Genomic DNA, 21,127 nt, shown 5'->3' on the forward strand with positions numbered 1-21,127 from the left:
GTGTGCTACAGTCCTGCAAGCAGTTCCTTGAGAGTCTCTTCGCGCGCAGCCCACATCTCAAGCACCTCGTCACGGGTCATGATGTGCATGGGCGATCCGCCTGCTTTCATCTTGCCCGCAACGCGGCTGTTTTCGAACATGGCCGGGACGGTTTCGGCCAGCTTGTCGATGATCGGCTGAGGCGTGCCCTTGGGCACCATCACGCCGCGGAAGTTGACCGACGCATTGTCGATGTCAAAGCCTTGCTCGGCCATGGTGGGCACGTCGGGCAGGAAGTCATTCCGCTCCAGATCGAAGACGCCGAGGATTTTGACATTGCCTGCTTCCTGCGCGCGGAAGGCGTCAGACAGGTTGTTCACACCGCCCAACACTTCGCCCGCGATTACGGATTTCATGGCACCCGCACCGCCTTGGCTGCTGGGGATATAGGCCAGCTTCACGCCTGCAGCTTTCTCAAGCTGAAGCGCTGCGATGTGGTGGCCCACAAAGAGACCCGCACCCGAGAATGTCAGCCCGCCGGGGTTTTCCTTGGCGTAGTTGACGACATCTTCCATCGAGTTGAACTCGCTATCCGCACCGACCACGAACACGGCCGGGTCCGCGCCCCAGTTGGCAATCGGCTCAAAGCTGTCGGCGGAATACTCGACACCGCCTTCAATCGACTGGGCGATGAAATGGGGGATGTTATAGGCGCCAAGGGTGTAGCCATCGGCCTCGGCCTGCGTGGCAAACCAGTTCCAGCCAACACGACCTCCCGCGCCGGGCTTATTGATGATCGCAATGGGCATGCCCAGCGCATCCTCGTTGCCAGCGGTCATCGTCACGATGCGCGCCTGAAAGTCAGTGGCCCCGCCCGCGCCATAGCTGACCATCATCATGATGGGCCGCTCGGGATAGGCCTCATGGCCTTCCGCGATGGCAGTGCCGGTCATTGTCATCAGCGCCATAGAGGCGGCTGCTAGTAGCGTCTTCATGGGTTTCTCCTCCCTAGGGTTACTCTGCCGCTTTTGCGGTTCAGAAGAATATCTCTCGCGGTGTGAATACGTTCAAAAGCATCGCGAAGAGACCGTACATGACCGCCAGAAACCCGGCGGTGATCAGAGCGCGCTTGATCCATGTTTTCACCTCTGTGTGGGGTGCAGGATCATAGAGCGTTAACAGAATGAAAAAGACAGCCGTGGCGGCGGTGTAAAAACCAAGACCGTTCGCCGCCCAGAACACGAAGACCAGCGCCACGATCAGGCCTGGCAGGATGTTCATCATGGAGCGGCGATCCAGCCCGTTGCCGACCTTGGTCTTGCCAAGAACCGCCTTGCCGAAGGTCCAAAGCGCCAGCACCGCGAAAACGGTCGAGATGAGGCGCGGGAAGACAAAGGCGGCGGCAGGTTGCTGCGTGTAGCTGATATAACAGACGGTCAGGCCGACGGCGGCGACAAGCCCACTGGCCACGATATGCTGTGTGCGGGGCAGGTCGGTCATGACAACGCCTCCTCTTTCTTAACGGCGTCGTCTTTGGTGGTATAGCGGCGATTGCGCAGCTCCATCCAGACGGAATAGGCGATAGAGGCAACGACCACTCCGATCAGCGTCAGGTTTAACGCGCCTGTCAGGAAATAGGGGGCCATTCCAGAGGTCGCATTGGCGATCATGCTGCCTTGGATAAAGTTCGCCTCAGCAATTGGACCAAGGATCAGGCCCAGCACAAGGGGGGCTGCGGAAAAGCCGAACCGCTCAAGGAAATACATCGCCGTGCCGAGCGTCATCATCACATAGACATCGCCCATCGAGTTCTGCACCGAGTAGCTGCCAAAGACCGCAAGCCCCAGCACAACGGCGGCCATCACAGCGTTGGGCACTTGCGCGACACGCGCCGCAAGACCTGCCACGTAGAGCCCAAAGATGCACATCAAGATCTGGCCGATCAGCATTGAATTGATAAAGGTCCACGCCACTTGCGGGTGGTTGTCGAACAGATCGCTGCCCGGAAAAATCCCGTGGATCAGCAAGCCACCGAGCAGAACCGCCGCCGTGGGCGAGCCGGGGATCGACAGCGTCAGAAGCGGCACGAGCGATGGGCCAACCATTGCGTTGTTCGCGCTTTCGGCTGCGATCACGCCTTCGCTGTGCCCAGTGCCGAATTTTTCGCGTTCCGGGCTCATCTTCTTGGACTGGTCATAGGCCACAAGGCCCGCGATCTGGCCGCCGACCCCGGGGATCAGACCGATGATAGAGCCGGTGAGTGTGCCAATGCTCAACGCGCGGCCCCGGCGGACTACTTCGCGGATCGCCTCACCAATCGGGTGGTGCTGCACGGTCAGCACTTCGGCATCCAGCCGAGTGCGACCTTTGGCAAACATCGTGATGACCTGCGGGATCGCGAAAAGCCCGATCAGGGCAGGGATCACATTGATGCCGCCAGACACGCTGGGGTGAAAGATGAATCGCTGCGCGCCCATGATGTCGTCAAAGCCAATGGTGGCCAGCCACAGGCCGATACAGCCTGCCAAAAGGCCTTTCACAACGGAACTTGAATCGAGCGAGCCAATCACTGTCACCCCAAGAATGGCCAGCCAGAAGAGATGCGACGGCCCAAATGCAAGCGCCCATTGCGCCAGCATCGGGGTCAAAAAGATCAGCAGCATGACGCCAAAAACACCACCCACGGCAGAGGCCAGGAACGACAATTGCAAAGCCCGCGCGCCTTCGCCTTTCTGCGCCATTGTGTGCCCGTCAAGCGTGGTCGCGATGTTGGCGGGTGCGCCGGGGATTTTCAGCAAAATGGCACTCACTGCGCCGCCCGCCACGGTCGAGGTATAGGCGGCCCCTAGCAGGATCAGACCTTGCGCAGGCTCCAATCGAAAGGTGAACGGGATCAGCAAGGCGACGGCCATGGTTGGGGACAACCCCGGCGTTGCCCCAAGGATCAGGCCGCCGATTGTGCCCAAAAGTAGCAACCCGAAGTTGATCGGGGTGAACACGTCACCAAAGTAGGCCAGAAATTCCAAGGCGCTCCTCCCAAAGCAAAACCTCGACTTGACCGACAAGCGTATGTAATGAAAATAGTATTGCAAATGTTTTCATTTTTAACGTTAAGAGTGAGGCGCAGGGCACTGCTTTGAAAGATAAAAAGTCCGATATCGTGGCTGTGGCAAAGGCTGCGCGCGTGTCGCCATCGACGGTGTCGCGCAGCTTTAATCATCCCGAACTGGTCAAGGCATCGACTCGCAAGAAGATCGACACTGCTGTGCGCAGGTTGGGCTATATTCGAAACCGGGCTGCACAAACGATCCACGGCATTCGCAGTGGAACGGTCGGGTCGATTGTGCCAACGATTGATCACACGATCTTTGCCGAGCTGATCCAGAGCTTTTCGGACTCGATCGAGGATCTTGGCTTTACGATCCTGCTCGCGTCGCACGGCTATGACCTGCAGCGCGAATATGCGCTGACCCGCAAGATGCTGGAGCATCGCGTCGACGGTATGGCGCTGATCGGCACGCAGCATGAGGCTGAAACCGTACATCTTCTGCACAGTCAAAGCATACCGACCGTGCTGCTTTGGAACTATGCCGAGCAGACGTCCTTTCCTTGTGTCGGTTCGGACAATTATCGCGCCGGTTGGTTGGTTGGCGACCATATCGGGCGGTTGAAACACCGCAACGTTGCGGCACTTTTCCCGCCCGTTAACGGCAATGATCGCGCAGCGCAGCGCCGGGCAGGGGTGTTGGCAGCGTTGGCAGATCACGGCGTCGCGCTTCCAGCACATCGTCTGTTGGAGACGCCCTACAGCGTGGATGCGGCGAAAGTCGCGATCATGCGGCTGCTCGCCACCGGAGACAGGCCCAGCGCCTTGATCTGTGGCAATGACGTGCTGGCATGGGGCGCGCTTCATGCGCTCAACCGCGCGAATGTCCGAGTGCCGGATGAGATAAGCGTTGCAGGTATTGGCGACTTCAAAGGCTCGCGAGAGTTCGAGCCTGCCTTGACCACTGTTCGCATCCCGGCACGCCAAATCGGTGAAAAGGCTGCCACGCTGATCGCCGATCAGATCGTCAACCCAAATGCGACCTTGATGGGCGAACTTGTCGTACCTGAGCTGATGATCCGCGAGACATGCGCGCCTTTTGGCGCCAGGGTTGGCTGATCGGCAATCCTTTAGACCTTATGACGCTCCAAGAGCTACGATGCTTGCAGGTTGCAAAAACATCATACTGACCTCTCTAGATGCGTGGTTCAAATTTGGGCCACGACCGCTCTCCCAATACGCTGACGTGGCATCGGGAGCACTCGTATCGAGTAGTGTTTAAGACAAGGAAGCGCCGATCTGGCCATTTCCATACTGTCCCGGACTTGACCCCGGACCTCTGACAGCGACATGTGGCGCGAGACCCCGGATCAGGTCCGGGGCGGGCTGGTCGAAACGGTCCTTGATCTGGCAGAGGCATCTAGACGCCATGAGTGAGACGAAAACATGTTGTGGTCCTTCGCGCGGGCATGGCGGCAGGCCCGCGCATGATGAGATCACTCCGGCCCGCGACGCGCAGGATTTCGACACCGTGCTCATCCCCGAAGGCCGTGACCTTGTCGGCACCAGTGAGCCGCAAATCCCCGATGATGGCGAAAGCCCCCTGCGCACGGCACGCCACAAGGCATTTCGCATTGCGACGACTGCGGTGTCTAATGCCGAGTTTGAGGCATTTGTCACGGCCACTGGTTACGTGACCGAGGCGGAGCGCTTTGGGTGGTCTTTCGTTTTCTGGAGCGATGTGCCCGCCGCCTACGGCGCGACCGAGCGTTATGCCGAGGCGCAATGGTGGTGTCGGGTGGATCACGCCAACTGGCGCGATATCAACGGGTCAGGGACCGCAGATGTGGCATGGCACCCGGATCACCCGGTTGTGCAGGTCTCCTGGCATGACGCGCAAGCCTATGCGCGTTGGGTCGGGGGCCGTTTGCCCACGGAAGCTGAATGGGAAACAGCGGCACGCGGTGGGCAGGGGAACGTGCGCTTTCCGTGGGGCGATTTGGAACCTGACGATGACAGCATCATGCCCTGCAATATATGGCAGGGTGATTTTCCTCGCACCAATACCTGTGCCGACGGCTATGCGCGCACGGCACCTGTGCAATCCTTCGCGCCAAACCCCATGGGCCTCTATAATATGGTCGGCAATGTCTGGGAATGGACCGCCGATCCGTTTCGGATCAAGTCGGTGAAAAGGCATGTCCGCCAGAGGCTGGAAGGGATGAAAGGCTACCGGCTGTCCAAGGGGGGGTCGTATCTTTGCCACAAAAGCTATTGCTACCGATACCGGATCGCTGCGCGCTCGGGCTCATCGCCAGACAGCGCCACGCCGCATCACGGGTTTCGGATTGTCTGGCCCGCGTGACGCTCAGGCTGCCGGAATCGTCAGCCCGTATTCCGCGCAACATTCCACCAAGGCCGCATACATCCCGTCATACGCAGGATGATCCGGACCAAGGCTGTTGAGCTGCCAGAAATCTTCGCGCAGATCATACATCTGCGTGGAGCCGTCCTCGTAGCGGATGATCCGGTAATCGCCTTTGCGGATCGCAGCGTTGTCATGGTGGAAGGTCGGCACAGCCCGGTCGGGATCCGTGTCCCCCTCAAGATACGGCAAGAGAGATCGGCCAACGCACGCGTCCGGGGCAGGGAGGCCTGCGATATCCAGCACAGTCGGCCCTACATCCAAAAGCGCCACCGGGTCGTAAACATCCTGGTCCGTCGGATTGTCCGGGTCGTAAATCACCATCGGAACAGAGGCGACTTGCTCGAACAGGGTCGTTTTGCGGTAAAGATTGCGATTGCCCAGATGGAAGCCGTGATCAGACAGGATGACAACGATTGTGTCCTTGGCGTGGGGCGAGGCCTGCAGCGCGTCCCAGACCCGGCCAAGATGGTAATCGCCGTGGCTGTAGGCCGAATAATAGTTGCGCACGCTGTCGCGCCACCACTTCATATCACCCTTCTTTATATGCTCGTTCTCTCGCATCAGTTCATCTGAGAAAGCATTGTAATCATGTCCGTTTTTCCACTCCTCGGGGGGCTTGAGGTTGGTGGCGTCATACATCTCTTTGAAGCGGATAGGGGTGTAGTGGGGGCCGTGAGGGCTGTAAAAGCCGACCTCGCGATAAAATGGCGCGTCCTGGTCGTAGCTGTTAAAAAATTCAACCGCTGAATCGCCCGAATTGGCATCATAGAAAGCCTGATCGTCTTTCGGGTCGACGCTGGCCCAGCCGCCACGGTTGCCGCCAAAGCGCTTCTTTTCAGAGACTTCGGGGAAGTGCATATCCGCGCGGAAGCGCTTTTGGTTGTCCGAGTAAATCCAATTGTGAAACCGCCGCCGCAAGGGGCGGTAGCGATGGTGGACCTTGCCGCCAGAAGAACAGAAGAACCCGGCCTCTTTCAGCTTGTAAGACCAGACCTCCTGTGGCGCGATCTTATCGAAAAGCTCGTCCGCGTTCTCGAAGATGCCTAGCTGGTGTGGGGTCTTGGCCGACATGAAACTGGCGCGCGAGGGGCCGCAAATCGGCGCCTGACAATAGGCGGAATGGAAAACGGTGGATTGCGCGCAGATACGGTCCAGATTCGGGGTCTGCAACGGCTCGTTAAAAGCAGTCTTGTAGCGCCACGGCGCGGTTGCATCGTCAAACGAGATCAGAACCACGTTCTTCTGCCGCGTTGCCATAACCCACTCCTAACCCGATAGATCGTTTTTATTATGACGGGGTGATCGCCCCGAAACCTGTGTCTATGGAATAACGCGGTTCTGCCTGTGGTCTCAATGTCTTTTGTCGAGATAGATATCAGTGAACGATCCTCGAACCCGTGGCGTCCGGTTTGGACCGAGGGCAGGGAGATGGCTCAATCCGATCCATGGTTGTCTGTAAATGACTCTTGCCGGGTTTTATTGCCCGCTCACATGCCGGGGACTGGGTGAGTATCAACATCGGAACTGAGCGTTGGCTGCAGCGTAGAACAGACGACAGCGACGCTTGCGGGGTGTCGGTTTTCGTTCAGAAAACGCGCATCGATGCGCGGGAGCGTGTAAACGGTGTCCACGTGACCTTATCGTTTCCTATCAGCGACGAGATAGGGGAATTGGGTAGCTCGATAAGAGCATTCTACAGATGGTATATTTTTCTTATAATCGGTATTATGTAAATAATATGAATTGATGAAAAACATATAAATCAATGCGCTAAGCGTAACAGTTCATGTAAAACTGCCCTCGATTCAACGTCAGAAGAACAAAGGACAGATCCAGCACTGAGCGCATGCGAAACGCGCGTCAGTGAAGTAACCGCGCCTCGAAATGGCGCAGCGCCATACGTGCCGTGCCATAGCTGTTGCGTCCACGCTCTTGCTCAAGATCCGGAAACAGCGCGAAAAGCTCGGTGCGTTGTGCGTGATCAAGACCTTTGAGCGACAGATCACCGGGCTGGAAACTCTCAGACCAAGCGCCATCGCCATTGATGATCTCGTGTTGCGCGAACATGACGTGAATGTAGCTCTGCCCGTTCGTCGTGTTCGCCATTTCAACGCCAGCCATGCCCAGCATGTGCTTGGCCGCGACCAGAACCTCCGCTTCGCCAAAGTAAAGCTCGACCTCAGGGCCACTTACCAGCATCCGGTGTTGTGGTGACACGGTCGTGTCGCGTTCGGGCAGATCGTCGCCAAAACACCCTGCGCGGAACGTGATCGCGCCGAGAATTGGATTTTGCGCCAACTCGTCGGGGCTCAGGTGCCGCGTGCCAATCCAGCGGACCGGTTGATAGCCGTTGTCACGGGTCAAGACGCGATCACCGATTTGCAGATGCTCGACCGGGATCAGGCCTTGAACTGTGCGGATCTGCGTGCCGGGCGTGAAACACGGCACATGATTGACCGTCTCGATCTCCGAGAACGTCATGGTGCCGGTGACAGCCCCATTTCCGTCCAGGAACTCGACCGTGCCGGCCTCGCTGTCAGTTGGATCGTACTTGATCCGGGTTGGTCCCGCGCCTGTCAGATCAAGGGTGTCATTGTCATTGCCGCCTTCACCACCGATGACTGTATCGCCAACGCCGCCGATAAACGTGTCGGCATCGTCGCCACCATCCAAAGTGTCTGCGCCATCACCGCCTGTAAGCGTGTCGTCTCCGTCCAGTCCCAGAAGCACATCTGCGCCAGAGCCACCGGTGATCGCGTCATTGCCGTCGCCCGCAAAGACGTTGATGCCGGTGCTGTCACCGCTCAGATCGATCGTATCATCACCAGAACCGGTTGAGATCCGCTCAATCTCGGAAAAATCTGCGCTGTTTGGACCTTGGGTGAGCGTGCCAGTCTCGTCGCCATCAAAGACAACCGTGACGTCTTCGGATCCGGTGTAGGAGACCTCATCGCCATTCGTTTCGCCGGTTTCGCCGCCTGTGATTTCGTCATTGCCGAAGGTGCCATCCAGGATGAACTGGTCATCACCGGCCTCGCCCGACATCTCGTCATTGCCAAGCCCGCCCGTGATGGTGTCATCACCTGCGCCAGCCTCGATAATGTCATCCTCGCCGACCTCGCCTGCGATGATTGCATCATCATTGTCCACGCGGTCGCCGTCGGGATCGCCCGTATAGCTACCATCAATGATGTTATCAGAGGCATCGCCCGATACGATCCCGTCCCGTTCCACGACAGTGACGTTTTCGATATTGCGAAAATTCAGCGTGGTGCCGTCATCGAAATACACCGTGCCGTCTTCGTTATCCGTCGGGTTATACTCGATGCGGTCGACATCCTCGACAATCAGTGTGTCGTTGTCATCGCCCCCTTCGCTTCCGTTGACGGTGTCGCCACCATCGGCGCGGATCGTGTCGGCATCACTGCCGCCAATAACAGTGTCGGCACCTGTGCCGTCGCGCGCATCAATCTGGTCCGCGCCAACGCCACCGCGCAGCGTATCATCACCGTCGCCCCCCAGCAGAGTGTCATCGCCGCCCTGCCCCGACAAAAGATCATCGCCGGCACCCCCTTCAAGCCTGTCGGCCCCGCCACCCCCAAACAGATCGTCATTGCCGTCGCCGCCGAACAACTGGTCCTCGCCAGCGTTGCCGTTCAGCGTGTCATCGCCACCATAGCCGTAGATTGTGTCATTCCCGGCCCCGCCAGAGAGCGTGTCATCGCCCGGGGCGTCATCCACAACCGTGTCGAAATGTACATCCGTGACCCAAAGAGCCTGCGCACCGGTGCCCGCATTGTCGTAATCAATGAAGACTTGCTGAACAGGCCCGGCAATCGTCACCAGAACCGAGCCGCCAACGGTTTCCTGTGTGTCATTGCCTGCCGCGCCGTCCAGCGTATTGCCGCCTGTCAGCGTGTCGTTGCCGTCGATCTGATAAGTTACGGTTACAGGTTGCCCATCGACGCCGATGGCGGTCACGGTAACCTGATCGTCCCATGTGCTTTGATCGATATCGTTGATGCGGAACTGGACGTTCTCAACGCCAAAGCCAAACTCCGTCTGAGGCTTTACATCGAAATCGAGCGTTACCGTCGTTGTTTGCGACACGCCAGAGCCGCCATTGCCCGCGCCACGCAACTCAAGCGATGAATCGCTGGCAAAGGGTTCGGAGCCTTCGCGATATTGCGGAGCGGTGCTGCCTTCAGCAGAGTTAAGCCCGCCATCATCCGAGATACTGACCGTTACGTTGACCGACCCGGTATCTTGGGTGAAGCCCCCGCTTAGATCGACACCATCGCCGCCGGCTGTGGTCCAGTTCAGGCTCTCGCTCAGCTGGGTCGAAACCTGACTGTCGCCAAAAATCGTGTCGTCGCCCGCACCGGCCACAACCGTGTCATTGCCCGAGCCACCATAAATAGTGTCATCGCCCTGCCCGGACGTGATGGTGTCATTGCCTTGCCCGCCATAGACAATGTCGTCATTGGGCCCCTCGCCCGGCAAAAACCCGTCATTGCCGTCGATCTCGTCGCCATTCTCGTCGGTATATCCGCCGCCGATGACATCATCGCCTGCGGTGCCAGACACATAACCATCCGGCACAGCGCCCGTTTCTCCAGCAGCATTTGCTGTGGGGCTTCCCTCTGTCAGATCGCCATTGCCGTCGCGCTGGATCGAGGTGCCGTTGACAACGCTGGTGTTGATTGTCTCGGTGCCGACATCCGTGGTGCCGGGGAAACCGCTGGGCAGCGAGGGATTGGGTGGATCGCCGTAAGCAACCGCCACATATTCGCCGCTGCTGGTATCCACCAGAAAGATCGTGTCGTTCTGCGTGCCTTCGCCATCGGGGAGGAAGTTGACGCTGTTGTTATTCGTGGCCTCAAAGACGCCCGCCGGGGGTGTGCCGACATGTTCGCCGATAATTGTAGCGGTCCCGCCTGCGGGGATCGCATCGGTCGGGCCGAAGCTGTAAAGCAATCCTTCAGTCGCTGACCAAACCTCATACCCTGCAAGAGAGACCGCCGATCCGCTGGCATTCTGGATCTCAACGAACTCGTCGGCCTTGTTGGCCACGCCGTCACCATCGACATCTACGGCATTGGCACCGGCGTTGTCGGCCATAATCTCACTGATAAACAACACACCATTTAGAAAATTGGCCATCTGCAGCGCCCCTGAAGGTTAGTTTATAGTGATCAGACAATCGCGGACGAGAGAGGCATGAATTGGACAAAACTAAGTATAGAGTGTCATGGTTTTTTGGCATTTAAGTGAAACGCTGGCATTCCTCGATTACGCGAACGGCGAAAATGTTCGGTAAAGCCTTATTTTTCAGCTTTTATCCTTCCTTCGGACGGCGATCCAGAGCTGGAAAGGGTCATCTCATTTTCGCCTCAATCGTCGCTATTTCTTGGAAAAAAGAACCAGTCTGATGCGGTCTTCTACCGAGACCGTCATGCGCTTGCAACGGCAGGATGAAATGCATGGTAAGATGTCTCCCTCGCCGCGTATCTGTGCAGCCTCTTCAAAGCAGACTCGATGCTTTAACCTGGGCTCAAACCGGCTTAGGCTGGCCCCAATTGGGTCGCAGAGCATCCTGCCACAAGGCCCTTCCCGATCGGATGCTCCGATCCAACGTCATAAACTGGGAGTCACGCATGTCCTTCAAAACCACCACCGCAACGCTTGCCCTGATCGCGTCCGCCGGCCTCGCCCAGGCTGATTGCGGCACCGTCACCTTCTCGGACGTGGGCTGGACCGACATCACGGCCACCACGGCCGCAACATCCGTCGTGCTCAACGCGCTTGGCTATGAGGTGGACGTCAAGGTCCTCTCCGTGCCAGTGACCTACTCGTCGATGGCGGCAGGTGATATCGATGTTTTCTTGGGCAACTGGATGCCCACGATGGAGGCTGATATCGCCCCCTACCGTGAAGCAGGCACCGTGGATACGGTTCGCGAAAACCTGACCGGCGCGAAATATACGCTGGCCACAAATGCCGCTGGGGCTGCTCTTGGGATTGCAGACTTCGCTGATATCGCGACCCATATCGACGCGCTGGAAGGCAATATCTACGGCATTGAGCCGGGCAATGACGGCAACCGTTTGATCCTCGATATGATCTCGGCCAATGCCTTTGGGCTTGAAGAATTCGAGGTGCGCGAAAGTTCCGAGCAAGGCATGCTGGCCCAAGTGGATCGGGCCACGAAACGCGACGAGCCGGTGATTTTCCTCGGGTGGGAACCCCACCCGATGAACGCCAATTTCGACCTCACCTACCTGACTGGTGGTGATGACTATTTCGGCCCCGATCTGGGCGGTGCCACGATCTACACCAATACCCGCGCAGGTTATGTCGCGGAATGTCCCAATGTTGGCGCGCTGCTGAATAATCTTGAGTTCTCCCTCCCGATGGAGAACGAGATTATGGGCGCAATCCTGAATGATGGTGCAGACCCTGAAGAGGCCGCGACGGAATGGCTGAAGGCTAATCCGGATATGTATACGTCTTGGCTTGATGGTGTGACGACCGTTGATGGCGGCGACGCGGTCGCAGCGGTCAAAGCCTCTCTTGGTATGTAAAAAGAACGGCCTTGCAATGGCTTGCGGGGCCTTCTTAATCCAAGATGGATTGGTTGACAGAGACGAAAATTCCCATCGGAAAGGGGGCCGCGGCGGTCTTTGACTGGTTGCAGATCAATGGCGCTTGGTTCTTTGACGGGCTCGCGCTGGTGATGGAAGGCCTGATTGATGGCGTGTTGTGGGTGCTCCAAACGCCCCACCCATTTGTCATCATCTTGGCCTTTGCCGCGATCACCTATGCGATCCAGCGCAGCTGGAAGCTGTCAGTGTTCATCGTGCTCGGCTTCCTCTTCATCCTGAACCAAGGCTATTGGGAAGAGACCACGGAAAGTCTGACACTGGTCCTGTCGGCCTGTGTGGTTTGTATGGGGCTGGGCGTGCCCATCGGCATCGCCATGGCCCATCGCCCCCGTCTTTTCCGCGCGGCACGCCCGGTGCTCGACCTGATGCAGACCCTGCCTACGTTCGTCTATCTCATTCCTGCTATTGTCTTTTTTGGCATCGGCATGGTGCCCGGTCTGATTGCGACGGTCATTTTTGTGCTGCCAGCACCGATCCGGCTAACCCATCTTGGCGTCACCTCAACGCCCACGCCTTTACTGGAGGCCGCAGACGCGTTCGGAGCCACCCCCAGCCAGAAGCTCTGGAAGGTGGAATTGCCCTACGCCCTGCCCCAAATCATGGCCGGGTTGAACCAGACGATCATGCTGTCACTGTCGATGGTCGTCATCGCAGCCCTTGTGGGAGCTGATGGTTTGGGCGTTCCCGTGGTGCGCGCGCTCAACCAAGTAAACACCGCTCTGGGCTTTGAATCCGGTTTCATTATCGTAGTTGTCGCGATCATGCTGGACCGCATGCTGCGGGTCACCCGAAAATGAGTATCGCTGTTGAAATATCCAATGTTTCTATCGTTTTCGGAGACAAACCTAAAGTCGCTTTACCCTTGATGGATGAAGGGCAGTCGCGTGCAGAAGTCGCCGCAGATTGCGGACAGGTTCTTGGCGTTCATGACTGCACCCTGTCGATTGAGGAGGGTGAAACGCTTGTGCTGATGGGCCTCTCCGGCTCCGGCAAATCCACGCTTCTACGTGCGATTAACGGCCTCAACCCCGTCGTGCGCGGTCATGTGGAGGTCAACGATGGCGGCCGCATGGTTGATGTCACCAACGCTTCTTCGAAGCAGTTGCGCCATATCCGACAGCACCGCGTTGCAATGGTCTTCCAACAGTTTGGCCTGCTGCCTTGGCGCACCGTATCAGAGAATGTCGGTCTGGGGCTCGAACTGATGGGAGCACCCAAAGACACCCGTCAAGCCTGCGTCGCTGCCCAGCTAGAGCTTGTGGGCCTCACCGATTGGGCGAACAAGAAAGTAGGCGAGCTGTCGGGCGGTATGCAGCAACGCGTGGGCTTGGCCCGTGCTTTCGCCAATGAAGCCCCGATCCTGCTGATGGACGAACCCTTCTCTGCCCTCGACCCGCTGATCCGAACGCGGCTTCAAGATGAGTTGCTTGAGGTGCAAGAGCGCCTCAAACGCACCATTGTCTTTGTCAGTCATGACCTTGATGAGGCCTTCAAGATCGGTGACCGCATCGCCATCATGGAAGGCGGGCGCATCGTGCAATGCGGCACTCCACAGGATATCTTCACCAATCCGGTGAATGATTATGTTGCTGATTTCGTTGCCAATATGAATCCGCTTGGAGTGCTGACCGCCGCTGACGTCATGGGGCCGGCGAAAGGCCGACCTGCTCGAACCGTGGCGGCAGATTTGCCCGTCAAAGAGGTCATGCAATCGCTTGGCGAAAACGCCACTTTGGGGGTCTCGGATGGTGGTAATATCGTCGGAACGGTGACCAAGGATGACGTCCTGAAGCGGCTTTCCACTTAGTCCGGCAGTCTCTCGGCCACCACTTTTTGCAACAGATCGATAAAACCCGCGACCTGATGGTCGATGGTCATCTTGCCCTTCTCCGCCGTCGCCAGATGCGCATCGCCAACTGTTCCAGCAGGGTTCAGATCGCTGGAAATCCAGCCATAGGACACCGGTCCAATCGGCGAGATTGCTCCGCCCTCCGCGGTAGAACGAAAATCCTCAGCCACGCTCATATCGACCAGCTCAGGCCGCAACGCCAGCATGACCGACGTCTCCAAATCGCCACCATGAATGCCAAAGGTCGCCTCACGCTCTGAATAAATGCCATCTGGTTTGCCAAAACTGCCCCACTGGCACTTCACGGCCAGCATCCGCGCCTGCACCCGCAATTCGCGCGACAGGATCGAGATCAGGTCCAGATTGCCCCCATGGGAGTTCACGATCACAATCTTGCGGACCCCGGCGCGCGCCACCGATAGCCCGATCTCGGTCCAGGCGCGCAGGGCGTTTTCGGCGCTGATGGTGAGCGTTCCGGGCGCATGTAAATGCTCGTTCGATTTGCCAACGGCTTGGATCGGCAGGACGCGCAGATCAAGATCCTCAGGACAGTTCTGGCGCAGCGCGTCCAGCATCCCGTCCATTATCATCGTGTCGACGCCTACGGGCAAATGTGGCCCGTGCTGTTCGATGGCCGCTGTGGGCAGGATGGCCACCGTCTTCATCGGGTCGATTTGGTCGTATTCCGTGGTGCGGTAGTCCGCCCAATCCAGCCGTCGCATCAAAGCTCTTTCGGTGTGTAGGTCGCATCAAGCCGCGAGCGCAGATAGTCCGCACCCGTAACCGGCGGGTATTTCGGCTCTCCCGTCCCGGGCAGCGCGGAGACCACCGCATCAGGATCAGGATCGAGGAAGAACGCTATGGATTTACGCGCTTTTTTCGGCGCGAGCACCCGGTGGGGCGTGCTGACATAGATATCATTGGACCACCGCATCAGACAATCACCGATATTGACCACATAAGCCCCTTCGACATGAGGGACATCCGTCCAATCGCCGCCGCGTGGGCGCACTTGCAGGCCCGGCTCGCCATCAGTCATCAGGAGCGTGACAGACCCGTAATCCGTATGCGCGCCCGCACCGATCCCCGCGCCGGGCATCGCGGGATAAGACAGCATCCGCAGCGTCGACATTGGCGCCGAGAAACTGGACGCAAAGTGATCATCGGCCAGCCCCAGATCGCGGGCAATCGCCTTGTGCAGGCTCACGCCAAGGTTCTGAACGGCATCGAAATATTGCAGCAGTGTCTCTTTGAACCCCGGCAAATCAGGCCAGAGGTTCACGCCGCGAAATGGCTCTCCGGCCAACACACGCGGATCGTCGGGCGACAGATCGAGCCCGATATTGAAAGCCTCTTTCTGATCCACCTGCCCCGAGGTCTCATCTAGGCTTTCGCTACCCATCTGCGCCCAACCGCGATTATGCGGATTGTTCAGGATCGACAGCGGGGCCTTATCGGTCTCAGGCAACGCAAAGAAACTGTCCGCCTGAGTGAATACATCTTCGATCAAAGGAGCCGCCACCCCATGCCCTTTGAGCAAAAAGAACCCCGGCCCGCGCGCCGCCTGCCCCAGATCGGCAACAAAACCGTCCGTATCCGTGCCACCTGAAAAGCGGCTCCAGTCAAGGACAGGGATCATGCGGGCACTCCTTTGCCATGGCCCTTTCGTTGAGGGCTCTGGTCGATGAACCTGTCCATCTTGCGCGCGACAACCGCCAGATGCTTGGCGCGGCTCTGAGGGGTAGAGCTGTCCATCAGATGATGCGCTGCATAGGTCGTCTTGCAGCCCTTCGCACAGATTAGCCGCACGCCGCGCTGCAGGGTCCGCCGCCCCGGCGCCCCGATCAGCCGCGTCAGCCACCAGGACGCCCCACAGGTCGTGAAGATGCCTAGACGGGTCACATTGGTCAGCCCTGCGCGGATATCGGCATTCTCGGCATCCGGCATCAGGAATGCAACACCGGGCACCAGAACGCGGTCCAGCCAGCCTTTGAGCATCGCAGGCAACCCGTACCACCATGTCGGATAGACAAAGATCAGCGTATCGCACCAGCGCAGATCATCCACATGGCGTGCAACAGGGTCGCAATTGCAGCTGGTATCCTCATAAATCTCCAGCTCATGGGCGCTCAGCACAGGCGAGAACCCTTCCTTGTAAAGATCAATCAGCCGGACTTCAGCCCCGGCCCCATGCAGCTTTTCCAGAACTGTATCCCGAACGGCCGAATTGAAGCTGCCGTCCTTTGGGTGCGAATAAACCACGAGCGCGCGCATTCAGAATGCCTCCATCTCAGCGTTGACCTTGCGAAGAAAGGCGTCGCGAGTCGCGGTAGTGGCCTTGTTCATGTCGTATAATGCGAGATACCGCATTTTTTGCGGGCGGCATACATGCCAAACCGCCCGTGTGACGCATTTACGCGGCGGGTCGCCACACAGCATCGCGCGCATCCGCGTCCCGCCATAGGTCGTGACCGCCGCCAGCTTGGTGATATGGCGCAGGTTGGGGCGCACCTTACCGTCCTCGCCCAGCTTGAAGGAGACACCAGGCAGGAAGACGCGGTCCAAAAACCCTTTCAGAATAGCCGGATAGCCGAAATTCCAGACAGGAAACACCATGACCAGCGCATCCGCCGCGCGCACCCGCTCGACATAGCGCGCCACAGGCCCGGTATTGGTCGGCTCATCATGATAGCCGCGTCGCTCGGCCTCGGATAAAACCGGGTTGAAGCCTTCCGCGTTCAGGTCGCAATCATCGACGTCCCAACCGCGCCCCTGCAACACCGAAACAACCTCGGAATGCAGCGCGGCCGAGAAGCTCTCCCCACAAGGATGCGCAAACAAAACCAAAGCCCGTGTCATCTTACCCCTGTTTCATCTTTGCAAAAATACTCAAAGCTGCCTTACTCCGCCGCCTGCATTTTCGGATATGCATACATCTGCGCGAAATCATGGTCCGGATCGTCCCAGGCGATCATCTTGCCGGGGTTCAACAAACCCTTCGGATCGGCCTCTTTCTTGAAGGCCAGCTGGCGGTCATCCACCGTCTGCCGCCCACCTTCTTCCAAGGTATAGCGGTGCGGGTTAAAGATCATCGCACCGGCCTCTTCGTGGATCCGAATAATTTCGTCCAGCCGCTCTTCTGAGGTGAACTTCACCAAAGACAGCCCCGCAAACATCACCTTGCCGTTCTCGCGCAGCACTTCGAGATGCTGGAGAACCTCGGGCGAGAACTCATCGCGCATCTTTTCGATTAGTTTCAGATGCTCGGGGAAGCCGTAGCGCACTTGCAGATAGGTGATCGACGGATCGACCTTCAGCGCGCGTAGCGTCGTGTGGTTCCAGCCATATTCAAACACATGGCCGGGGCCGCGTTCCCAATCATTGTCGTCACTGCGGTAGACCATCTTGGCCGCCGGACGCCGCGCCATGAACGTTTCGAACCCGTCCATAGAGTGCGGGGCTACCATCAGCCCCACGGTTGTCGTCTCTGGGGTTACGTAGGGCTTCACGCGTTGGAAATAATCATGCGCCGTGGGCGCCTCATGCACCGTGGCCAGCTTGATAAGAATACCGTCCTCGTTGGCCAGCTCTTCGGTAAAGCGCGTGGCCTCCATGAAGTCATCAAAGCCCAGAAACATCTCGACCCAGTCGTAAGCGGGGGCTAGGGGAATCTCTAGTTCCGTGATGATCCCGTTGGTGCCATAGGCATGGCTGACGCGTGCCAGTTCTTCACCGCGGAATTCCAGAATGCGCGGCTCTTCCTCCATCGTCACGACCCGCAGACGGATAATGTTGCCCAGATCGCGCAAAGACCCCCATGTGCAGGACCCTACGCCGCCCGATCCACCTGCAATGAACCCGCCAATCGTCGCCGTCGCCCAGGTCGAGGAAAACATCCGCAACTCCTGCCCCGAATGCTCCTTCGTATGGGCATCCAGGTCTTTCAATAGACAGCCCGGCTGCACCACACAGCCACCCGGGTAGACCTTCGTGACCGACGCCATGTTTTTCAAATGCATCACACAGCCGCCCGCCAGAGGCATGGCTTGGCCGTAATTGCCCGTCCCTGCCCCGCGTGTCGTCACCGGCACGTCATGGGCATAGCACGTTTTCAAGACCTCGATCACCTCGGCCTCGTCTTTCGGGGCCACCACGAAATCCGCGACCACATGGTCCAGACGGTCTTTCAGCACCGGCGAGTACCAAAAGAAATCGCGGCTTTTCGATTTGATTGCAGCCTCCGAGGTTTCGATCTCCAGATGGCTCAGGGCCTCTTTGGCGGCGGCGACATTCGGTTGCATTCAGCTCTCCATCAGTTCGTCTAGTTCGGCGTAATCGGGCAGCGACGTGTCCATCGCTTGGCCCGCACGCAAGACAACGCGGTCGGCTTGGGGCCGCGCGTAAAATTCGGTCCATGAGCGGGCCGAGCAGATCACAAGATCAGCAGGCGCACCCACTGCGAGCGATGGCACCTCAAAGCCGCACGCCCTTGCCGGATTGGTGATAAAGCTATGCGCCCAATCCGTGCCGGTATGATCCAGATGCCCGATCCGCGTGGCCTGCCGCATCACTTCGATCATATCCAGATCGCCGTAAGCATAGAACGGATCGCGCGTGTTGTCCGAGGCAAACGAGACATTGATCCCGCGCGCCTTCATCTCATGCACCAGCGTAATCCCGCGCCCGCGCGGCGTGCGGTGCGCATGGCGGTCTTGCAGGTAAAGGTTGCACATCGGCAGGCTGACCACGTTGATCCCCGCCTTTGCCACCAGATCAAGCGTGTCCATCGCCCGGGCTTCATCCTGCGTGGACAGCGAACAGCAATGACCCACGACAATGGGCTTTTCGAACCCGATCTCTAACGCGGTTTCGGCAATCATCCGCAGCGTTTCCGAGGACGCATCCATCGTCTCATCCACATGGAAATCCGCGCTGAGGCCCCGCTCTGATGCCAGTTTGAAAAAGCCCAGAAGGCGGTCTTTCAAGTCAGGCACCGGATAGGTCACCATACCCAGCACGCCGCCTGATTCAGCAACGACATCTGCGGTGTGCTTAAACGTGCCATCTGCCTCCATGCTGTCACACCCGATCAGGCAAGCAGCTTGCAGGTCAATCCGCCCTGCCCATTCATCGCGCAAGTCGCGGAAGACGGGCCAAGAGATATCATCCTGCGGCGGGATACTGTCCAGATGCGTGCGGATGGCCCCTGTCCCGTAAGCAAATGCGCAGCGCAGGGAAAACTCCATCCGCGTGCGCACATCATCCGCCGACCAATTGGCGGCACGGTCGGCGGCCACGGTTGTCAACGCCCCCATAAACGTGCCATCGGGGTTCGGTGCACGCCCCCAGATATGCCCCTTATCCAAATGGGTGTGCATGTCGACGAATGTCGGAAACACCATCGCCCCCGCCATATCCACGGCCAGCGCTTGCGGTTCCGCAATCCGCCCATCGGCGATGCTGATATCGGTGCGGATCAGGTCCCCCTCCTGCCCGATCAGGCAGGCGGGGATCGTCACGTTTTGCAGTGTCAGATTGCCGCTGGGCAGAGCGCGCATCGCCATCAGGTCTCGCGGCTCAGCGCACTTTCGTGCCACTTGCGCAGCAGCAAGTGCGACAGCAGTGACAGGGCCGCAAAGATGAAGACGCCCATCGCAGCCACCAGCGTGAGTGCTGCGAACATTCGGGCGATATTCAAGCGATAGCCCGCCTCTTGAATGCGCGCCGCAAGCCCTGCGCCCACGCCACCCGTACCTGCGACCAGTTCGGCCACAACCGCACCGATCAGGCTCAGACCGCCTGCGATTTTCAAGCCACCAAGGAAGTAAGGCAAAGCCGAAGGGAGTTGCAGCATCCACAGCTTTTGCCAGCGACTGGCCCCGTAAATCCGATACAAATCGCGCAAGTTATGATCAACCGAGTTCAGCCCCAAGGTGGTTGAGCTCAGCACAGGAAAAAACGCCACAATCCACGCGCAGAGCAACATACCCGCTGTTTTGCTATCGACATAGATAAAAATCAGCGGCGCGATGGACACGACAGGCGTGACCTGCAAAATCACTGCGTAAGGGTAGAACGACATCTCGACCATGCGCGATTGGTTGAAGAGGATCGCCAAGCCAGCACCGCCGACAATCGCCAAGGCCAAGGCCATCAACGTGATCTTGCCGGTTAGCAAACCGGCCTCCCACAGGATGCCCCAGTCGTTGACAAGGCTGTCCCAAACTCGTCCCGGCCCCGGCAAGATATAATGCGGAATTTCGTTCCAGACGACGATCCGGTCCCACAGCAGCAGCGTGGCCAGCATGACGACAACTGGCAGCGACCAGCGACCCAGCTTCTCCATCCGTTTGGCGCGCTGGCGGCGGACCTCGTGACTGTCGACGACGGGTGTGTTTTCAGCAATGCTCACGCCGCTTCCCCCATCGCCAGATGCAGCGCGTCGGTCGCCTGTCGGCAATAGGCGGCATATTCAGCCGATGTTCGGAACTCTTCCGAGCGCGGATAGCCTTCATCCACGTGCAGTTCCTGAATAACCCGTCCGGGGCGCGCGGCCATGACGATAATCCGATCGCTCAGGAAGACGGATTCGAAAACCGAGTGGGTCACGAAGATCACTGTGCAATTGATTTTCGCTTTAAGTTCAAGAAGATCGTTGTTCAACTTAAAGCGCGTGATCTCGTCCAAAGCGGCGAATGGCTCATCCATCAGGATAAGCCGAGGCCGTGTCACCATCGCCCGCGCAATCGACACGCGCATCTTCATCCCACCGGATAACTCGCGCGGATAGCTGTTTTGAAACTTCTCCAATCCGACCAGTTTCAGTGCTTCCAGAACCTCGTCTTTCACACTTGCGTAGGACTTCCCACGCAGTCGGTAGGGCAGCCACACGTTCTGCGCCACCGTTGCCCATGGCATCAGTGTGGGTTCCTGAAAGACAACGCCCAGATCACCCACCTCATGGCCGCCTTCCCAGTCAATCTTTCCGCTGGTTGGCACCATCAGATCCGAGATTAGCCGCAACGCAGTCGACTTCCCGCAGCCCGATGGCCCCAGAAGCGAGATGAAATCGCCCTGACCGACAGTCATGGACATGCCGTTAAGCGCGACAACATTGCCGTTGAAGGTCTTGTTAACATTGGACATTCGCAAAACAGTTG

Annotated in this window: 18 protein-coding genes; 5 read left to right on the forward strand and 13 right to left on the reverse strand. The window is 58.4% G+C overall.

Features of this window, described 5'->3' with window-relative positions; genetic code table 11:
- Nucleotides 1-5: 5 nt before the first annotated feature.
- The 3 genes from KUW67_RS02375 to KUW67_RS02385 are packed head-to-tail and all read right to left on the reverse strand — an operon-like array spanning nucleotide 6 to nucleotide 3,005.
- On the reverse strand, nucleotides 6-974 hold the full coding sequence (locus KUW67_RS02375; RefSeq protein ID WP_224823656.1) for a tripartite tricarboxylate transporter substrate binding protein: 969 nt from the start codon (nucleotides 972-974) through the stop codon (nucleotides 6-8).
- 40 nt (nucleotides 975-1,014) lie between these two features.
- Nucleotides 1,015-1,479, reverse strand: coding sequence for a tripartite tricarboxylate transporter TctB family protein (locus KUW67_RS02380; RefSeq protein ID WP_224823657.1), 465 nt, complete (start codon nucleotides 1,477-1,479; stop codon nucleotides 1,015-1,017).
- Complete coding sequence (locus tag KUW67_RS02385) at nucleotides 1,476-3,005, reverse strand: tripartite tricarboxylate transporter permease (RefSeq protein WP_224823658.1); 1,530 nt, start codon at nucleotides 3,003-3,005, stop codon at nucleotides 1,476-1,478. The genes KUW67_RS02380 and KUW67_RS02385 overlap by 4 nt, the downstream gene beginning before the upstream one ends.
- A gap of 110 nt (nucleotides 3,006-3,115) precedes the next feature.
- On the opposite strand from KUW67_RS02385, the gene KUW67_RS02390 reads away from it, so the two are divergent.
- Together KUW67_RS02390 and KUW67_RS02395 are read left to right on the forward strand one after the other, a co-directional pair.
- Nucleotides 3,116-4,144, forward strand: a complete 1,029-nt coding sequence (locus KUW67_RS02390; protein ID WP_224823659.1) for a substrate-binding domain-containing protein — start codon at nucleotides 3,116-3,118, stop codon at nucleotides 4,142-4,144.
- Between the two features lie 310 nt (nucleotides 4,145-4,454).
- On the forward strand, nucleotides 4,455-5,390 hold the full coding sequence (locus KUW67_RS02395) for a formylglycine-generating enzyme family protein (RefSeq protein WP_224823660.1): 936 nt from the start codon (nucleotides 4,455-4,457) through the stop codon (nucleotides 5,388-5,390).
- 3 nt (nucleotides 5,391-5,393) lie between these two features.
- Here KUW67_RS02395 and KUW67_RS02400 read toward each other — a convergent pair whose 3' ends face one another.
- Complete coding sequence (locus KUW67_RS02400; protein WP_224823661.1) at nucleotides 5,394-6,710, reverse strand: sulfatase-like hydrolase/transferase; 1,317 nt, start codon at nucleotides 6,708-6,710, stop codon at nucleotides 5,394-5,396.
- Nucleotides 6,711-7,313: 603 nt separating this feature from the next.
- Nucleotides 7,314-10,616 carry a Hint domain-containing protein gene (locus tag KUW67_RS02405; RefSeq protein WP_224823662.1) on the reverse strand — a complete coding sequence of 1,101 codons (3,303 nt, stop codon included), beginning with the start codon at nucleotides 10,614-10,616 and terminating at the stop codon, nucleotides 7,314-7,316.
- 494 nt (nucleotides 10,617-11,110) lie between these two features.
- Between KUW67_RS02405 and KUW67_RS02410 the strand changes: the two genes are divergently transcribed.
- Genes KUW67_RS02410 through choV form a run of 3 tightly spaced genes read left to right on the forward strand, consistent with a single transcriptional unit; the run spans nucleotide 11,111 to nucleotide 13,925 of the window.
- Entirely contained in the window at nucleotides 11,111-12,037 is a 927-nt protein-coding gene (locus tag KUW67_RS02410) for a choline ABC transporter substrate-binding protein (protein WP_224823663.1), read from the forward strand.
- Between the two features lie 44 nt (nucleotides 12,038-12,081).
- Entirely contained in the window at nucleotides 12,082-12,915 is an 834-nt protein-coding gene (gene choW / locus KUW67_RS02415; protein WP_224823664.1) for a choline ABC transporter permease subunit, read from the forward strand.
- Nucleotides 12,912-13,925, forward strand: coding sequence for a choline ABC transporter ATP-binding protein (gene choV, locus KUW67_RS02420; protein WP_224823665.1), 1,014 nt, complete (start codon nucleotides 12,912-12,914; stop codon nucleotides 13,923-13,925). The genes choW and choV overlap by 4 nt, the downstream gene beginning before the upstream one ends.
- Here the strand turns inward: choV and KUW67_RS02425 are convergent.
- The 8 genes from KUW67_RS02425 to KUW67_RS02460 are packed head-to-tail and all read right to left on the reverse strand — an operon-like array spanning nucleotide 13,922 to nucleotide 21,113.
- Nucleotides 13,922-14,689, reverse strand: coding sequence for a creatininase family protein (locus KUW67_RS02425; RefSeq protein WP_224823666.1), 768 nt, complete (start codon nucleotides 14,687-14,689; stop codon nucleotides 13,922-13,924). The genes choV and KUW67_RS02425 overlap by 4 nt on opposite strands.
- The gene (locus KUW67_RS02430; RefSeq protein ID WP_224823667.1) at nucleotides 14,689-15,606 is read right to left on the reverse strand and encodes an isopenicillin N synthase family oxygenase; all 918 of its coding nucleotides are present in this window, start codon (nucleotides 15,604-15,606) and stop codon (nucleotides 14,689-14,691) included. The genes KUW67_RS02425 and KUW67_RS02430 overlap by 1 nt, the downstream gene beginning before the upstream one ends.
- Nucleotides 15,603-16,241: an NAD(P)H-dependent oxidoreductase gene (locus KUW67_RS02435; protein WP_224823668.1), complete on the reverse strand. Its 639-nt coding sequence runs from the start codon at nucleotides 16,239-16,241 to the stop codon at nucleotides 15,603-15,605. Before KUW67_RS02435 ends, KUW67_RS02430 begins: the two co-directional genes overlap by 4 nt.
- Nucleotides 16,242-16,826, reverse strand: a complete 585-nt coding sequence (locus KUW67_RS02440; RefSeq protein WP_224823669.1) for an NAD(P)H-dependent oxidoreductase — start codon at nucleotides 16,824-16,826, stop codon at nucleotides 16,242-16,244.
- A 41-nt stretch (nucleotides 16,827-16,867) separates the two neighbouring features.
- The gene (locus KUW67_RS02445) at nucleotides 16,868-18,268 is read right to left on the reverse strand and encodes an FAD-binding oxidoreductase (protein WP_224823670.1); all 1,401 of its coding nucleotides are present in this window, start codon (nucleotides 18,266-18,268) and stop codon (nucleotides 16,868-16,870) included.
- Nucleotides 18,269-19,531: a cytosine deaminase gene (locus tag KUW67_RS02450; protein WP_224823671.1), complete on the reverse strand. Its 1,263-nt coding sequence runs from the start codon at nucleotides 19,529-19,531 to the stop codon at nucleotides 18,269-18,271. It lies immediately after the preceding gene.
- Nucleotides 19,531-20,379, reverse strand: coding sequence for an ABC transporter permease (locus KUW67_RS02455; protein WP_224823672.1), 849 nt, complete (start codon nucleotides 20,377-20,379; stop codon nucleotides 19,531-19,533). Before KUW67_RS02455 ends, KUW67_RS02450 begins: the two co-directional genes overlap by 1 nt.
- The gene (locus KUW67_RS02460) at nucleotides 20,376-21,113 is read right to left on the reverse strand and encodes an ABC transporter ATP-binding protein (protein ID WP_224823673.1); all 738 of its coding nucleotides are present in this window, start codon (nucleotides 21,111-21,113) and stop codon (nucleotides 20,376-20,378) included. Before KUW67_RS02460 ends, KUW67_RS02455 begins: the two co-directional genes overlap by 4 nt.
- Nucleotides 21,114-21,127 lie beyond the last annotated feature (14 nt).

It is taken from the genome of Cognatishimia sp. MH4019, from assembly GCF_020177595.1.
GTDB lineage: Bacteria > Pseudomonadota > Alphaproteobacteria > Rhodobacterales > Rhodobacteraceae > JAHTBL01.

What these genes read in the sequence shown, in the direction of transcription:
- KUW67_RS02375 (WP_224823656.1), bottom strand. Translation starts at nt 974, where the DNA reads ATGAAGACGCTACTAGCAGCCGCCTCTATGGCGCTGATGACAATGACC.
- KUW67_RS02380 (WP_224823657.1), bottom strand. Translation starts at nt 1,479, where the DNA reads ATGACCGACCTGCCCCGCACACAGCATATCGTGGCCAGTGGGCTTGTC.
- KUW67_RS02395 (WP_224823660.1), top strand. Translation starts at nt 4,455, where the DNA reads ATGAGTGAGACGAAAACATGTTGTGGTCCTTCGCGCGGGCATGGCGGC.
- KUW67_RS02400 (WP_224823661.1), bottom strand. Translation starts at nt 6,710, where the DNA reads ATGGCAACGCGGCAGAAGAACGTGGTTCTGATCTCGTTTGACGATGCA.
- KUW67_RS02405 (WP_224823662.1), bottom strand. Translation starts at nt 10,616, where the DNA reads ATGGCCAATTTTCTAAATGGTGTGTTGTTTATCAGTGAGATTATGGCC.
- KUW67_RS02410 (WP_224823663.1), top strand. Translation starts at nt 11,111, where the DNA reads ATGTCCTTCAAAACCACCACCGCAACGCTTGCCCTGATCGCGTCCGCC.
- choW (WP_224823664.1), top strand. Translation starts at nt 12,082, where the DNA reads ATGGATTGGTTGACAGAGACGAAAATTCCCATCGGAAAGGGGGCCGCG.
- choV (WP_224823665.1), top strand. Translation starts at nt 12,912, where the DNA reads ATGAGTATCGCTGTTGAAATATCCAATGTTTCTATCGTTTTCGGAGAC.
- KUW67_RS02425 (WP_224823666.1), bottom strand. Translation starts at nt 14,689, where the DNA reads ATGCGACGGCTGGATTGGGCGGACTACCGCACCACGGAATACGACCAA.
- KUW67_RS02430 (WP_224823667.1), bottom strand. Translation starts at nt 15,606, where the DNA reads ATGATCCCTGTCCTTGACTGGAGCCGCTTTTCAGGTGGCACGGATACG.
- KUW67_RS02435 (WP_224823668.1), bottom strand. Translation starts at nt 16,241, where the DNA reads ATGCGCGCGCTCGTGGTTTATTCGCACCCAAAGGACGGCAGCTTCAAT.
- KUW67_RS02440 (WP_224823669.1), bottom strand. Translation starts at nt 16,826, where the DNA reads ATGACACGGGCTTTGGTTTTGTTTGCGCATCCTTGTGGGGAGAGCTTC.
- KUW67_RS02445 (WP_224823670.1), bottom strand. Translation starts at nt 18,268, where the DNA reads ATGCAACCGAATGTCGCCGCCGCCAAAGAGGCCCTGAGCCATCTGGAG.
- KUW67_RS02450 (WP_224823671.1), bottom strand. Translation starts at nt 19,531, where the DNA reads ATGGCGATGCGCGCTCTGCCCAGCGGCAATCTGACACTGCAAAACGTG.
- KUW67_RS02460 (WP_224823673.1), bottom strand. Translation starts at nt 21,113, where the DNA reads ATGTCCAATGTTAACAAGACCTTCAACGGCAATGTTGTCGCGCTTAAC.